The sequence below is a fragment of the Micromonospora sp. USAFONa4 genome (assembly GCF_057197825.1).
On the sequence record NZ_CM170072.1, the window covers coordinates 4,952,505 to 4,968,015 of the forward strand.

Consider the following 15,511-nt stretch of genomic DNA (forward strand, 5'->3'; position numbering starts at 1 on the left):
GGCCGACGGACGGGCCGCACCCGGGCGGGCCGGCCCGCGTCGCCTGGGACGGGCGCCCGGCGGTCGCCAGGCGGGTCGCGTGCCCGGCGGCTCCCGGTCCCGGGTTAGTCTGCGGGTTCACCCAGGTCCGCGCAGCCGGCGACGGTACGGCGGCCACCGGACGAGGATCGAGAAGGTGCATCTCAAGAGCCTGACGGTGAAGGGCTTCAAGTCCTTCGCCTCCGCGACGACGCTCAAGCTGGAGCCGGGGATCACCTGCGTGGTCGGCCCCAACGGCTCCGGCAAGTCCAACGTCGTCGACGCCATCGCCTGGGTGCTCGGCGAGCAGGGCGCCAAGGCGCTGCGCGGCGGCAAGATGGAGGACGTCATCTTCGCCGGCACCGCCGGCCGGGCCCCGCTGGGCCGGGCCGAGGTGACCCTCACGATCGACAACACCGACGGCGCGCTGCCGATCGAGTACACCGAGGTGTCGATCACCCGCCGGATGTTCCGCTCCGGCGAGAGCGAGTACGAGATCAACGGCGACACCTGCCGGCTGCTCGACATCCAGGAGCTGCTGTCGGACTCCGGCATCGGCCGGGAGATGCACATCATCGTCGGCCAGGGGCGACTCGACGGGATGCTGCACGCCAAGCCGGAGGACCGGCGGTCGTTCGTCGAGGAGGCGGCCGGCGTCCTCAAGCACCGCAAGCGCAAGGAGAAGGCGCTGCGGAAGCTCGACGCGATGCAGACGAACCTCAACCGGCTCACCGACCTCACCGCCGAGCTGCGCCGCCAGCTCAAGCCGCTGGGCCGGCAGGCGGAGGTGGCCCGCCGCGCCGCCGCCATCCAGGCCAACCTGCGCGACGCCCGGCTGCGGCTGCTCGCCGACGACCTGGCCACCCTGCGCGCCACCCTGGACCGGGAGATCGCCGACGAGACCGCGGTGCGCGAGCGGCGCGAGCAGGTCGAGGCCGAACACACCGAGGTGCAGGCGCGGCTGGCGGAGCTGGAGGCGGCCCTCGCCGAGGACGCGCCGCTGCTGGCCGCCGCCCAGGACACCTGGTACAAGCTCTCCGCCCTCTCCGAGCGGTTCCGCTCCATCGAGCAGCTCGCCCGGGAGCGGCTGCGGCACCTCAGCGCCACCCCCGACGACGAGCGCCCCGGTCGCGATCCCGAGCAGCTGGAGGCCGAGGCCGAGCGGATCCGCGAGCAGGAGGAGGAGCTGCGCGGCGCGCTCACCGACGACCAGATCCGGCTGGCCGAGGCCGTCGAGCACCGCCAGGAGCTGGAGCGGCAGCTCGCCGCCGCCGAACGCGAGCTGGTCGCCGCGGCCAAGGCGATCGCCGACCGGCGGGAGGGCCTGGCCCGGCTGACCGGTCAGGTCAACTCCGCCCGCGCCCGGACCACCAGCGCCAGCGAGGAGATCGAGCGGCTCGCCACCGCGCACGCCGACGCGCTCGCGCGGGCCGACCAGGCCCAGGCCGAACTCGACGCGGTCGCCGAGCAGTCCACCGAGGCCGACCGGGACAACGCCGACCTCGACGCCCGGCACGCCGAGGCGGTCGCCGCCCAGGAGCGGGCGCAGGCCACCGTGCGGTCGCTGACCGACGCGGAGCGGGCGGCGGAGAAGGACGCCGCCACCTGGAAGGCCCGGGAGGAGGCGCTCGCCCTCGGCCTGCGCCGCAAGGACGGCGCGGGCGCGCTGCTGGCCCGCGCCGGCGAGGTCCCGGGCCTGCTGGGCAGCCTGGCCGGGCTGCTCACGGTGGCGCCGGGGCAGGAGGCCGCGCTCGCCGCCGCGCTCGGCGGGCTCGCCGACGCGGTCGCGGTCAGCGGCGTCGACGAGGCGGTCGAGGCCATGCGGCTGCTGAAGATCTCCGACGCCGGTCGCGCCGGCCTGCTGGTCGGCAGCCCCGCCGGGCCGGGCATGGACGGGCCCGCCGACGCGCTGCGGCCGAAGCTGCCCGACGGCGCCCGCTGGGCGCCCGACCTGGTGGAGTGCTCCCCGCAGCTCCGCCCGGCGGTGCACCGGGCGTTGCGCGACGTGGTGCTGGTCGACGACCTCGCCGCCGCGGCCGAGGTGGTCGCCGGCAACCCGGAGCTGCGCGCGGTCACCCCCGACGGCGACGTGGTGGGGGCGTACGCGGCGGCCGGCGGGTCCGCCAAGGCGCCCAGCTTCATCGAGGTGCAGGCCGCCGTCGAGGAGGCCCGGTCGAACCGGCTCGCCGCCGAGCAGACCGGCGCGGAGCTGCGCGAACAGCTCGTCGACGCCCGCGCCGAGGTGGCCGCCGCCAAGGAGACGGTGCAGCACGCCGCGGCCGCCAAGCGGGAGGCGGAGAGCCACCGCAACGCCGCCGCCCGCCGGCTGGCCGAGCTGGGCGCGGCGGCCCGCTCGGCGAAGGCGGAGACCGACCGGCTCGGCGAGTCCCGGGCCCGCGCGGAGGCCGCCCGGGAGCGGGACCTGCTCACCCTCGCGGAGCTGGAGGAGCGGCTGCGGCTGGCCGAGGAGACCCCCGTCGACGCGGAACCCTCCACGGAGGACCGCGACCAGCTCGCCGCGATGGTGCCGCAGGCGCGGCAGAACGAGATGGAGGTCCGGCTCGCGGTGCGTACCGCCGAGGAGCGGGTCTCCTCGATCGCCGGCCGCGCGGACTCCCTGCGCCGGCAGGCCACCGCCGAGCGGGCCGCGCGGGAACGCGCGGCGGCGCGGCGGGCCGCGCGCACCCGGGGCGCGGGCATCGCCCGGGCCGTGGCGGGCGGGGCCCGGGAGGCCCTCACCCGGCTGGCCACCTCGATCGCCGCGGCCGAGGAGCACCGCGACGCCGTGGCGCGCGAGCGCGCCGCCCGCGAGGCCGAGCTCCAGGAGGTACGCGGCGCGGCCAAGCGGCTCGGCGCGGAGCTGGAGCGGCTGACCAGCCAGGTGCACCGCGACGAGGTGGCCCGCGCCGAGCAGCGGCTGCGCATCGAGCAGCTGGAGGCGAAGGCCGCCGAGGACTTCGGCCTGGACGTGGAGACCCTCGTCGCCGAGTACGGCCCGACCCAGCCCGTCCCGCCCACTCAGGCCGACGTGGCGGCGGCCGAACGCGACGGCCTGCCGGTGCCCGAGCCGGTCCGCTACGAGCGGCCGGTGCAGGAGAAGCGGGCCGCCAAGGCGGAACGGGAGCTGGCCCTGCTCGGCAAGGTGAACCCGCTGGCCCTGGAGGAGTTCGCCGCGCTGGAGGAGCGCTACAAGTTCCTCTCCGAGCAGCTGGAGGACCTCAAGGCCACCCGCCGCGACCTGCTCACCGTGGTCAAGGACGTCGACGACCGGATCCTGGAGGTCTTCGCCAGCGCGTTCGCCGACACGGCCCGGGAGTTCCAGCAGGTCTTCACCGTGCTCTTCCCCGGTGGCGAGGGGCGGCTCGTGCTCACCGACCCCGACGACCTGCTCACCACCGGCATCGAGGTCGAGGCCCGCCCGCCGGGCAAGAAGATCAAGCGGCTGTCGCTGCTCTCCGGCGGCGAGCGTTCGCTGACCGCGGTGGCGATGCTGGTGGCCATCTTCCGCGCCCGGCCCAGCCCGTTCTACATCATGGACGAGGTCGAGGCGGCGCTCGACGACGTCAACCTGGGGCGGCTGATCACGCTGCTGGCCCAGTTGCGGGAGAAGAGCCAGCTCATCGTCATCACGCACCAGAAGCGGACGATGGAGGTCGCCGACGCCCTGTACGGCGTGACCATGCGCAACGGGGTGACCCAGGTGATCAGCCAACGGCTCAACCGGGCCGACGGGGACGAGCGGCGTGGCCGCGGCGAGGAGAACGAGTAGTGGGTCGGGAACGGGCGACGGCGCTCCTGGTGGACTTCGACGGTGTTCTGCGCCGGTGGGACCCGGCGGTGGCCGCCGGGGTGGAGCGGGAGTACGGCCTGTCCGACGGCGTACTCACCGAGATCGCCATGCAGTGGGGGCGGCTCCAGCCGGTGCTGACCGGCCGGGTCAGCCACGCCGACTGGATGGCCAGCGTGGCCGACGCGCTTGCCGACTCCGTGGGCGGCCCCGAGCGGGCCCGGGCCGCCGTGGAGCAGTGGCAGCGCTACCGGGGCGAGGTGGACCCCGAAGTGCTCGCCTTCGTCCGCGAGGCGCGGGCCGGCGGCATCCGCGTCGGGCTCGGCACGAACGCCACGGACCTGCTCGACGCCGACCTCGCCGCGCTCGACCTGACGGACGAGTTCGACGTGGTGGTCAACTCGTCCAGGGTCGGGGTGAACAAGCCGGCGAAGGAGTACTTCCAGGCGGCCTGCGAGGCCCTGGAGACCCCGGCGGCCCGGGTCCTCTTCCTCGACGACGAGGACTGGGCGATCCGGGGCGCCCGGGTCGCCGGCCTGTCGGCGCTGCGCTGGAGCGGCCCGGCCGACCTGCGGTACGCGCGGGCCGCCCTGGCGTACTGACCGGTCTCCGGCCCCAGCGCGACCAGCTCGGGCAGGCGGTCCCGGAGCGGCGCTGCCCCGGCGGGGGCTACTCGCCCGTGACGCCGTCGATGCGTTCGCGGATCAGGTCGGCGTGGCCGTTGTGCCGGGCGTACTCCTCGATCATGTGCACGTAGATCCAGCGCAGGCTGAACGTCCGGCGCTTCGGGCCGACCTCGGTGAAGGTCTCGTCGAGCGACCGGCCGGTGGCGGCGGCCCGGGCCAGCGCCACCTCCCGGTGGTAGGTGGCGAAGTCGGCCTCGGCGTCGGCGGTGCTGACGTCGTGGTCGGCGTCCGGGTTGTCGGGCGTGAAGTAGGGGTAGTCGACCTGCTGGCCGGCGAGGTTCTCCCGGAACCACCAGGCCTCCACCTCGGCCAGGTGCCGGACCAGGCCGAGCAGGGTGAGCCCGGAGGGCTCGACGCTTGGCGTCTTCAGTTGTTCGGCGGTCAGCCCGGCGCACTTGAGCAGCAGGGTCTGCCGGTGGTAGTCCAGCCAGCCCTCCAGCATGGTGCGCTCGTCGCCGACGTAGGGCTCGGGGGTCCGGTTGATCTCCGGTGCTCGCCAGGTCATGCCGGTCATCCTGGCGGGAACCCCCGACAATCCGCGACCGGATTGTCGGGACGGCGGGACGACCAGCGCCTCCGTGAGTCGGGCAGAGCGGACGGGCGACCGGAGGACGGGCGCGTCGGAGTACGGCCGGCGCGGCCGTACTCCGACTGCTCGACGGTGATCTCCCGCGGTCGCGCCAGGTGGAGCGGCCCGGGCGCGGCGTCAGCCCTCGGGTCGAGGGTGCCCCGTCAGCCTCTTCCGGCGATGGTCACCTGGGCGGAGCCGTCCGGCATTCCGGCGATGCTGACGTTGCTGCCGGCGGCCGTGGTGGGCGTGCCCATCCCGGGTAGCGGCTGGAGCGGGTCCCAGGTGCCGTTGGGGTGGCGGATCTTGTGGTAGACGCCGTTGTCGACGCCGATCATGAGGATGTGGGCGGAGCCGTCGGGCATGCCGGTGATGGCGACGTCCTTGCCGGCGGCGGGGGCGGTGGTGTTGTAGCCGGTGATGGGCTGGAATCCGGTCCAGGTGCCGTTGGGGTTGCGGATCTGGTGGTAGATGCCGCCGTTGGCGCCGACGATGAGGACCTGGGCGGAGCCGTTGGGCATGCCGGCGATGCTGACGCGGCTGCCGGCGGCCGTGGTGGGCGTGCCCGCACCGGGTAGCGGCTGGAGCGGGTCCCAGGTGCCGTTGGGGTGGCGGATCTTGTGGTAGACGCCGTTGTCGACGCCGATCATGAGGATGTGGGCGGAGCCGTCGGGCATGCCGGTGATGGCGACGTCCTTGCCGGCGGCGGGGGCGGTGGTGTTGTAGCCGGTGATGGGCTGGAATCCGGTCCAGGTGCCGTTGGGGTTGCGGATCTGGTGGTAGATGCCGCCGTTGGCGCCGACGATGAGGACCTGGGCGGAGCCGTTGGGCATGCCGGCGATGCTGACGCGGCTGCCGGCGGCCGGGGTGGGCGTGCCCGCACCGGCGAGGGGTGCGAATCCGGTCCAGGTGCCGCTGGGGTTGCGGATCTGGTGGAAGACGCTGTTGTCGGCTCCGACGATGAGCACCTGGGCGGAGCGGTCCGGCATTCCGGTGATCGCCATGTCACGGGCCCGGCCGGGGTCGGTCGTCCGGTAGCCGGCCAGTGGCTGGAACCCGCTCCACGACCCGCTCGGGAACCGCACCTGGTGGAACATGATGCCGGCTGTCGAGCCGCCGCCCGCCATGGCGGCGGCGACGTCGCGGCGCATCGCGTCCAGGTCGATGAAGGAGGGGTCGATCTTTCCGGTGGTGCTGGTCTCGCGGTGACCCCGGGCGTAGCTGGCGTCGCGGCCCAGTCTGCGCAGGACCGCGGCGGTCGCCGCGACCGACGCGTTGTACTGGGCCTGGGTCATCGCCTGGTTGACACCGTTGTAGTCGATCTCCCAGCCGATCAGCATCGTGTTGCCGCTGCCCGCCGGGATCGGGCCGCTGCCCCGGCTGTTGCCGGCGTGGTTGGCGCGGTTGGCGGAGATCAGGTGGAACACGCCGTGGTAGTCCACGAGCGCGTGGCACAGCGGGCCGGGCAGGTCTGATCGGCCGTTGATGCAGACGCCCAACGCCGGCGCGGGTCGGCTCGGGCTGGACGTGGCGGCGGTGTGGTGCCACAGCACGCCGATCGGGTCGAACGCCCCGCTGACGCCCCGCGAGCGCCAGTCACCCTCCTCGACGACCGCGACGCCGGCTGCCCGCAGGACGTCGGCGAGCCAGGGGATCCCCATCACACGGTCCCGAGGTCGGCGAGGCACTCGACGGCGGGAGCGGCGAGCGCCGGCCGGTCGGTCGACGACACCCCCGCCACGACGGCGGGTACGGAGGCGATCAGAGCGCGCCGGCTGACGGTTCGGAGCGGGACGGGAGATGATGCCCGCGTTGTTTCGAGGGTTCTGGTGGTGGCCACGACGGGAGCCTTCCTGCCTGGGCGGGTGGCCGCTCACCTGGTGCGGTGGGGGCCACGGGAACGCGTCGCGCCGGAACAGCCGCGGGTCGGCTCGACCGTGCTCGTGCCGCCAGGCCGGGCACGGCGTGCGCAGGCATCGACGATGCCTTCCCGTCGTGCGTGACGGGTGTCGTCGAGGTGCCGTTCCGACGAGACACGGATGAATGATCGCGACTGAATGTCTCGATTCGGCATCGACGATTGGGAATCAGTAAATCCGTCCACGTCGAAGCCGGTCAGTGCGGTGGTGGCGGTCCGCGCGGTCGCGGAAGGCTGCGGCGGGGTCAGCCGCCGGGGGCCAGCCGCTGGCGCATGACCTCGCGCAGGTGGCCGTCGCTGGTGGTGCCCTCGATCGTCACCTCGGCCGTCCGGCCGGCGTGCACCAGCGTGGCGACCGCGTTGCCGAAGTACGGCCCGGCCAGCCGCTTCCAGCGGAACGGCGGGCGGCGTACGCCGGCGGTGCGGGCCAGCGCCCGGGTGGCCCCGGACGGCCCGGACGACCAGCCGAGCTTCATCAGCGGGCGCATCCCGGCCGGGACCTGGTTGTGGATGGGCGAGCAGGTGAGCTGGTGCACCGGGGTGACCACGCTCCGGTCGTCGAACCGGGCCCGCGCCACGTACGAGTGGTGCACGTCGCCGGAGAGCACGCTGATCGACGCCGGTGGCGCGTACGCCGGGCCGGCCCCGACGCGCTCGCCGGGGCCGCCGGGGGTGCCGCTGCCGAGGCGGGCGAAGAGCGCGCCGAGCGCGTCGAACGAGCGGCGGAACGCGGCCCAGTGCTCCAGGTCCAGCCCCCGGCGCAGCTTCTCGGCCAGCCGGGCGACCCAGGGCCGCCGCGAGTCGGCCAGCTTCTCGTTCCACGCCTCCACGTGGTGGATGCCCGGCGGCAGCAGCCAGGGCAGGGACGCGCCGACGACGAGGTGGTCGTAGACGCCGTGGGCGCGGTCGAGGAACCACGACCACTCGCCCGGGGGCAGCATCGCCCGCTGGCCCGGCTCCAGCACCCGGCTGCACCGGTTGTCGAGCATGACCAGCCGGGTCCGGCCCAGGTCCAGGGCGTAGCTCCACTGGTACTGCACGGCGCGCCACCGCTCGGTGTCGTGGGCGAGGTCGGCCTCGGTGTCGACCCGCTGCCCGAACTCGCGCAGCACCCCGGTGGCGTCCTCCGCCGCGACGACCTTGGCGTAGACCGGGTCGGCGGCGATCTCGTCGGGGGAGAGGTTGCCCAGGTGCTGGTAGACCCAGTACGAGGCGAGGCCGCTGGTGATCCGCTCCGCCCACCACGGCTGCTCGCGCATGTCGGAGCGCCAGGAGGCCGAGGTGTTCCAGTCGTCGATGACCTCGTGGTCGTCGAAGATCATCACGCTCGGCACGGTGGAGAAGAGCCAACGGATCTCCGGGTCCCGCCAGGACTCCAGGTAGAGCTTCGTGTACTCGTCGAAGCTGACCACCTGGTCGCCCGGCGCGCCCTTCGGCCGGCGGCGGCGCCGCTTCAGCAGCCGCCGGACCGTGGGCGACGTCACGTCCGCGTAGACCTGGTCGCCGAGGAGCACCAGCAGGTCGGGCACCTCGGCCGGGTCCGGGTCGGCCATGAGCCGCCGGGCGTACGCGTCGAGGGCGTCCGGGGGCAGCCGCCGGGTGGTGGCGTGCTGGGTGGTCTCCCGGCAGGAGCCGAAGACCAACCGGACCGGCTGGTCGAGGTCGTCGGCCGCCCGGGTGCGGATCACGCTGGGCGGGAAGTTGCTCTTCGGCACCGGCCAGGCGACCTCGTCGTCGATCAGCACCTCGTAGGTGGTGGCGCTGCCGGGGGTGAGCCCCTCCACGACGACGAGGGCGTAGTGGTGCTCGTACGCCGAGAAGGTGGGCGCGGTGCCGACCGCGCCGGCGGCGGTACGGACGGTGACCACCGCGGGCGCGCTGGTCTCCACCCAGACGGTGGCCGACGTGCCGACCACCCTGCGGAGCAACGGGCCGATGAGCAGGTGTGCCGCGGGCATGGTCGACCTCCAGATGAGCGGACTTCATCTTTACTACCCGGCCGGCGGTCGCACCACTGCTGGCTGTGATCGAGCCTACCGCCGGCCTCCGTGGACGCGGTCGGGAGCGGTGGCTGGGACAGCTCCGCCGGCATCTGACAGGATTCCGGCATGACCGAATACCTCCTCATCGCGCTCGCCCTGCTCGGCGTGCTGATCCTTGGCGGCATCGGGCTGGTCGTGCCGCGGTTGCGCCGGCGACCGGAGCCGCCGCTGCCGAAGACGGAGGTCGACACCCGGGCCGAGGAGGACCTGGCCGGCCCGCCGGTCCAGGCACCGGAGGCCGAGTTGTCCACCGGGATCCTGGTGGAGCCGCCGGTGGTGGAGGTCCCGGCACCGGTGCTGGAGGTCCCCGAGCCGACCGCCGGCCGGCTGGTCCGGCTGCGCTCCCGGCTGTCCCGCTCGCAGAACGTCTTCGGCAAGAGCCTGCTCGGCCTGCTCAGCCGCGACCACCTCGACGAGGACACGTGGGAGGAGATCGAGGACAGCCTGATCACCGCCGACGTCGGCGTCGACGCCACCCGCGACATCGTCGACCGGCTGCGCGAGCGGACCCGGGTCCTCGGCACCCGCTCCGGCAGTGAGCTGCGTGCCCTGCTCGCCGCCGAGCTGGTCAACGCGCTCGACCCGACCCTGGACCGGTCCCTGCGGACCGCGCCCAAGGAGGGCGTGCCGGCGGTCGTGCTGGTGGTCGGCGTCAACGGCGCGGGCAAGACCACCACCTGCGGCAAGATCGCCCGGGTGCTCGTCGCCGACGGCCGCAGCGTGCTGCTCGGCGCCGCCGACACCTTCCGGGCCGCCGCCGCGGACCAGCTGGAGACCTGGGGCGGTCGGGTCGGCGCGGAGACCGTGCGGGGCCCGGAGGCGGCCGACCCGGCCAGCGTGGCCTTCGACGCCGTCAAGCGGGGCATCGACACCGGCGTGGACACCGTGCTCATCGACACCGCCGGCCGGCTCCAGAACAAGATCGGCCTGATGGACGAGCTGGGCAAGGTCAAGCGGGTGGTGGAGAAGCACGGCCCGATCGACGAGACACTGCTCATCCTCGACGCCACCACCGGGCAGAACGGGCTGGAGCAGGCCCGGGTCTTCACCGAGGCGGTCAACGTGACCGGTGTCGTGCTCAGCAAGCTCGACGGCACCGCCAAGGGCGGCATCGTGATCGCCGTGCAGCGCAAGCTGGGCATCCCGGTCAAGCTGGTCGGGCTCGGCGAGGGCAAGGACGACCTGGCCCCGTTCGACCCCGCCCAGTTCGTCGACGCGCTGCTCGGTACCGAGCCGCTCGCCCGGGACGCGTAACCTCGCAGTGACGACCGACGATCGCGCCTACGCCGGGTGGCGCGACCCCAGCCACCCGTCGACGGGCCTCGGGAGACCGTACGTGACTTCGCAGGAGATCCCGCTGCACGGCGGGAACGTCAGCACCGTCGTCCGGGTCGGCGACACGGTCCGGCGCAACGCCGGGCCGTGGACGCCCTCGGTGCACGCCCTGCTGCGCCACCTGGAGTACGTCGGGTTCACCGGCGCCCCCCGCGCGCTCGGCATGGACGAGCGCAACCGGGAGGTCCTGTCGTACCTGGAGGGGGAGTGCGGGGAATACCCGCTGGCCCCGCACTGGGTCACCGACGAGGCACTGGTGACCGTCGCCACCATGCTGCGCATGTTCCACGACGCCCAGTACGGCTTCGTCCCGCCGCCCGGGGCGGTGTGGCGCTCGTTCGGACCGCCGCCGCCGGACACCGAGGTGATCTGCCACCACGACGCCGCCCCGCACAACGTGATCTGGCGGCCCGATGGCACCCTGGGGCTGATCGACTTCGACCTCGCCTCGCCCGGCGCCCGGATCTACGACGTGGCGTACGCGGCCTGGACCTGGGTACCGATCTTCTCCGACCGGGACTCGATCACGCTCGGCTGGAAGCACCCCGACCGGCCGCGCCGGCTGCGCCTCTTCGCCGACGCGTACGGGCTGATCCCCCGGGACCGGCACCGGCTGATCCGGACCATCCGCAAGCGGATCGTGGACCACGTGGAGGGCATCCGCCGGATGGCCGCCGCCGGTGAGCCGGCCTTCGTCCGGATCGTGCACAAGGGGCACCTGCGCCGGCCGATGCGGGACCTGCGGCTGCTCGACTACGAGCGCAACGCCCTGGAGTACGCGCTGCGCTGAGCAGTCCGTGCTGTCGGCCGCGCCGGCCGGCGGTGAGCTTCTCTTCACACGTCCGAAACAACCCGTCACCGTTCGGAAATCGACGGGTGACGCTGGGGGAAACAGGGAGCGAGCAGGCTTCCGCCCATCCGGCGTACGGGCGACGCTGCCCCGGAAGCCGGGAAGGAGGGAACTTCACCTTTAGGAGGCCAGCGTGCCTGAGGCACCCACGATCGATTCCGGCAACACCGTGTGGTTGCTGGTGTCGACGGCGCTCGTGCTGCTCATGACGCCCGGACTGGCGCTGTTCTACGGCGGCCTCAACCGGTCCAAGGGTGTACTGAACATGATGATGATGAGCTTCTCCGCGATCGGGCTCATCTCTGTCTTGTGGTGGTTCTACGGTTTCAGCATCGCCTTCGGTAGCGATGTCAACGGGCTCTGGGGCGACCCGGGCGCCTACCTCGGCACCAAGACCTTCCTCGCCGAGACCGACCTCTGGGGCGCGACGGCGGAGAACCCGAGCGGCATCGGCGTCCCGCTCTACGTGTTCATGGCCTTCCAGATGATGTTCGCCGTGATCACCGTCGCGCTGATCAGCGGCGCGATCTCCGACCGGGCGAAGTTCGCCGGCTGGCTGCTCTTCGCGTTCGGCTGGGCGACGCTTGTCTACTTCCCGGTCGCGCACTGGGTGTGGGGCGGCGGCATCATCGGCGGCGACCTGCACGCGCTCGACTTCGCCGGCGGCACCGCGGTGCACATCAACGCCGGCGCGGCGGCCCTGGCCCTGGTGCTGGTGCTGGGCAAGCGGCTCGGCTGGCCCCGGGAGGGCATGAAGCCGCACAACATCCCGCTCGTCGCGCTCGGCGCCGGGCTGCTCTGGTTCGGCTGGTTCGGCTTCAACGCCGGTTCCGAGCTCACCGTCGACTCGGTCGCCGGCCTGGCCTTCATCAACACCCAGCTCGCCACGGCCGCCGCCGTGCTCGGCTGGATCGTCGTCGAATGGATCAAGGACAGGAAGCCGACCCTGGTCGGCGCCTCGTCCGGCGCCATCGCCGGCCTGGTCGCCATCACTCCGGCCTGCGGCTTCATCGCCCCCTGGGCGGCGGTGCTGCTCGGTCTCGTCGCCGGGGCGGTCTGCGCGCTGGCGATCAGCCTCAAGTACAAGCTCGGCTACGACGACTCGCTCGACGTGGTCGGCGTGCACTTCGTCGGCGGCTGGATCGGCTCGCTCTGGCTCGGCCTCTTCGCCACCAACTCGGTCAACGGCGCGATCAGCGACGTGATCGGCGCCTCCGACGGGCTCTTCTACGGCGGCGGGGTGACCCAGCTCGGCCGGCAGGCCCTGGCCGGCCTGATCGTCACCGTCTGGTCCTTCGCGGTGGCCTGGGTGCTCGCCTTCGGCATCGAGAAGACGATCGGCTTCCGCCTGCGGGCCGAGGACGAGGTCGGCGGCATCGACATCGCCGAGCACGCCGAGAGCGGTTACGACCTGTCGCCGGCCGCCGGCAGCGGCGGAGGCAGCGCGTTCGCCATGGCCGGGCTGACCGGCGCCAGGCCGGCGACGGAGCCGGCGACCGCGCCTGCCGAGCCGGCCGTGCCTGCCGGGCCCACCGTGCCGGCTGCGGCTGCCGAGCCGGCCGAGCCGGCCGCCGGGTCCGCCGCCGAGAAGGTCGCCCGTTAACGTTCCTGGGATGGAGGGGTTGGACATGAAGCTGGTGACCGCGGTCATCAAGCCGTACCAGCTGGACGCGGTGAAGGAGGCCCTGCACGCCCTCGGCGTGGCCGGCCTGACCGTCAGCGAGGTCCAGGGCTACGGGCGGCAGAAGGGGCACACCGAGGTCTACCGGGGTGCCGAGTACACGGTCGAGTTCCTGCCCAAGATCCGGGTGGAGGTGCTCACCGACGAGATCGACGTCGACAAGATCGTGGACGCCGTCGTCGGCGCCGCCCGGACCGGCAAGATCGGCGACGGGAAGGTCTGGGTGACCGCCGTCGAGGAGGTCGTCCGGGTCCGTACCGGCGAGCGCGGCCTCGACGCGCTCTGACCGGCCACCCACCGACATGACCTCGTCGACCAGGAAGAACGCGTCGGGACACACCGGCAACGGTGCCGGCGCCCTCCTGGTCGACGAGGTCGTCGGCGTCGACGGCGGCATCGGGGCGACGGCGCGGGCCGCGCGGGCCGACGCGTACGACCGGTGGCTGCGCGGGCTGCTCCCGCAGCGGCCCGGGGTGGCGCTGATCGCCGTCGGCGGGCTGGGCCGCCGGCAGTGCGCACCGCACGGCGACCTCGACCTCGTCCTGCTGCACGCCGGGGTGCCCGGCGTGGACGAGCTGGCCGCCTCGGTCTGGTATCCCGTGTGGGACGCCGGGCGGCGGCTGGACCACTCCGTCCGGACCGTCGCCGAGGCGCTCTCCGTCGCCCAGGACGACGTGAAGGTGGCCCTCGGCCTGCTCGACGCGCGGCTGGTCGCCGGGGACGCCGCGCTCGCGGACACCCTCGTCCGCACCGCCGCCGACCACTGGCGGCGCACCGCCGTACGCCAGCTTCCGGCCCTCCGCGAGATCACCGCCGCCCGCTGGGCCGCCCACGGCGAGCTGGCGTTCCTGCTGGAGGGCGACCTGAAGGAGGCGGCCGGCGGGCTGCGCGACGTGGGCATCCTGCGGGCGATCGCCACCGCCGGGATCACCGACGCGCTGCGCCCCGCCGTCCGCGCCGCGCACCTGCGGCTGCTCGACACCCGGGACGCGCTGCACCGGCAGACCGGCCGCCGGGTCGACCGGCTGGTCGCCCAGGAACGCGACGGGGTCGCCGCGCTGCTGGGGCTCCGGCAGCCCGTACCCGGTGGAACCGAGCTGGTCGGCGACGGCGACGCGCTGCTGCGCCGGGTCGCCGGGGACGCCCGGACCGTCAGCCACGCCCTCGACGACGCCTTCCGCGCCGCCGACCGGCTCCGCTCCGGCCGCCGCCGGGGCGGCGACGGGCGCCCGCTGCGCCGACCGGTCGCCCGGGACGTCGTCGAGCACGACGGCGAGCTGGTGCTGGCCCGCACCGCCATCGGGGCACGCCCCGACCCGAGCCTGTCGCTGCGGGTCGCCGCCGCCGCGGCCGTCACCCGGCTGCCCATCGCCCGGGCCACCTGCGAGTGGCTGGCCGCGTACTGCCCGCCGCTGCCGGCGCCGTGGCCGGCCGAGGCCCGGGCCGCGCTGATCACCCTGCTCGGTGCCGGTCCCGGCCTGGTACCGGCCTGGGAGACCTGCGACCGGTACGGGCTGATCGAGGGCTGGCTGCCCGAGTGGACCCGGCTGCGCAGCCTGCCGCAGCACAACCCCGTGCACCGGTTCACCCTCGACCGGCACCTCGTGCAGACCGCGTACGAGGCCAGCCGGCACACCCGCGAGGTGGACCGCCCCGACCTGCTGCTGCTCGGCGCACTCCTGCACGACGTCGGCAAGAGCCTCCCCGGCGACCACAGCACGGTCGGGGTGCCGCTGGCGGAGGCGGTGGCCGCCCGGATCGGCCTGCCCGAGCCGGAGGTGGCGCTGATCGGCACGCTGGTCCGGCTGCACCTGCTCCTGCCCGACGTGGCCACCCGACGGGATCTCGCCGACCCGGTCACCATCGCCGGGGTGGCCGAGCGGGTCGGCGACCCGACCACGCTGGACCTGCTGCACGCACTGGTGCGGGCCGACGCCGCCGCCACCGGTCCGGCCGCCTGGTCGGACTGGAAGGGCCGCCTGGTCGCCGAGTTGGTCACCCGGGTACGGACCGCGCTGGACACGGGCGCGCTGCCCGCCCCGCCCGCCCCCGATCCGGCCCTGCTGGCGGGGCCCCTGCCGGTCGTACACCTGACGGCCGACCGGGTGGCGGTGGCCGCGGCGGACCGGCGCGGCCTGCTCGCGACGGTGGCCGGCTGCCTGGCGCTGCACCGGCTGGAGGTGCTCTCCGCCGACGCCTCCACCGTCGACGGCCGGGCCCTGGTCGAGTGCCGCGTGCAGCCCCGGTACGGCCTCGCGCCCGACCCGATCGCCCTCGGCGCCGACCTGCGCCGCGCGGTGAACGGCGACGTCTCGGTCACCCAGCGGCTGCGCGGCCGGGCCCTGGCGGCGCGGTCCGATCCGGCCGCGCCCCGGGTGGTCTGGCACCGCGAGGCGGCCACCGGCGCCGTGCTGCTGGAACTGCGTGCGGCCGACGCGGCGGGGCTGCTCTACCGCGTCACCTGCGCCCTCGACGAGGCAGGCGCCCAGGTGCGCGCGGCCCGCATCTCCACCCTCGGCGGCGACGTGGTGGACGCCTTCTACCTCGTCGGCGGCTGGCCGGACGACGCCACCCGGGCCCGTCTGGAGGCCGCGGTGCTGGCCGCCGTGTAAGGAAGGGCCCCCTG

The 15,511-nt window shown here is 74.1% G+C and carries 10 protein-coding genes; 7 read left to right on the forward strand and 3 right to left on the reverse strand.

Translation table 11 applies throughout. The annotated features are described in order from the left end of the window. Nucleotides 1-175: 175 nt before the first annotated feature. Both smc and AC0OO9_RS21855 read left to right on the forward strand, forming a co-directional pair. Nucleotides 176-3,787 (forward strand): chromosome segregation protein SMC, encoded by a 3,612-nt coding sequence (gene smc, locus AC0OO9_RS21850; RefSeq protein ID WP_484512003.1) that lies wholly within the window; start codon nucleotides 176-178, stop codon nucleotides 3,785-3,787. Beyond that, nucleotides 3,787-4,407 (forward strand): HAD-IA family hydrolase, encoded by a 621-nt coding sequence (locus AC0OO9_RS21855; protein WP_484512005.1) that lies wholly within the window; start codon nucleotides 3,787-3,789, stop codon nucleotides 4,405-4,407. Before smc ends, AC0OO9_RS21855 begins: the two co-directional genes overlap by 1 nt. Before the next feature lie 67 nt (nucleotides 4,408-4,474). Here the strand turns inward: AC0OO9_RS21855 and AC0OO9_RS21860 are convergent, their stop codons facing one another. The 3 genes from AC0OO9_RS21860 to AC0OO9_RS21870 form a co-directional block, all read right to left on the reverse strand. Next, entirely contained in the window at nucleotides 4,475-4,996 is a 522-nt protein-coding gene (locus AC0OO9_RS21860) for a DinB family protein (RefSeq protein WP_484512007.1), read from the reverse strand. 227 nt (nucleotides 4,997-5,223) lie between these two features. After that, a complete protein-coding gene (locus AC0OO9_RS21865; RefSeq protein ID WP_484512009.1) occupies nucleotides 5,224-6,720 on the reverse strand; it encodes an N-acetylmuramoyl-L-alanine amidase in 1,497 nt (498 codons plus the stop codon). Nucleotides 6,721-7,222: 502 nt separating this feature from the next. Further along, nucleotides 7,223-8,935 carry an alkaline phosphatase D family protein gene (locus AC0OO9_RS21870; protein WP_484512011.1) on the reverse strand — a complete coding sequence of 571 codons (1,713 nt, stop codon included), beginning with the start codon at nucleotides 8,933-8,935 and terminating at the stop codon, nucleotides 7,223-7,225. Between the two features lie 150 nt (nucleotides 8,936-9,085). On the opposite strand from AC0OO9_RS21870, the gene ftsY reads away from it, so the two are divergent. The 5 genes from ftsY to AC0OO9_RS21895 all read left to right on the forward strand — a co-directional run bounded on the left by ftsY (nucleotide 9,086) and on the right by AC0OO9_RS21895 (nucleotide 15,497). Beyond that, on the forward strand, nucleotides 9,086-10,273 hold the full coding sequence (gene ftsY / locus AC0OO9_RS21875) for a signal recognition particle-docking protein FtsY (protein ID WP_484512013.1): 1,188 nt from the start codon (nucleotides 9,086-9,088) through the stop codon (nucleotides 10,271-10,273). Nucleotides 10,274-10,280: 7 nt separating this feature from the next. Next, nucleotides 10,281-11,144 carry an aminoglycoside phosphotransferase family protein gene (locus tag AC0OO9_RS21880; protein WP_192581443.1) on the forward strand — a complete coding sequence of 288 codons (864 nt, stop codon included), beginning with the start codon at nucleotides 10,281-10,283 and terminating at the stop codon, nucleotides 11,142-11,144. A gap of 193 nt (nucleotides 11,145-11,337) precedes the next feature. Further along, a complete protein-coding gene (locus AC0OO9_RS21885) occupies nucleotides 11,338-12,807 on the forward strand; it encodes an ammonium transporter (RefSeq protein WP_484512015.1) in 1,470 nt (489 codons plus the stop codon). Between the two features lie 25 nt (nucleotides 12,808-12,832). Beyond that, nucleotides 12,833-13,171: a P-II family nitrogen regulator gene (locus AC0OO9_RS21890; protein WP_176733926.1), complete on the forward strand. Its 339-nt coding sequence runs from the start codon at nucleotides 12,833-12,835 to the stop codon at nucleotides 13,169-13,171. 16 nt (nucleotides 13,172-13,187) lie between these two features. Then, nucleotides 13,188-15,497, forward strand: coding sequence for a [protein-PII] uridylyltransferase (locus tag AC0OO9_RS21895; protein ID WP_484512017.1), 2,310 nt, complete (start codon nucleotides 13,188-13,190; stop codon nucleotides 15,495-15,497). The last annotated feature ends 14 nt before the right edge of the window (nucleotides 15,498-15,511 follow it).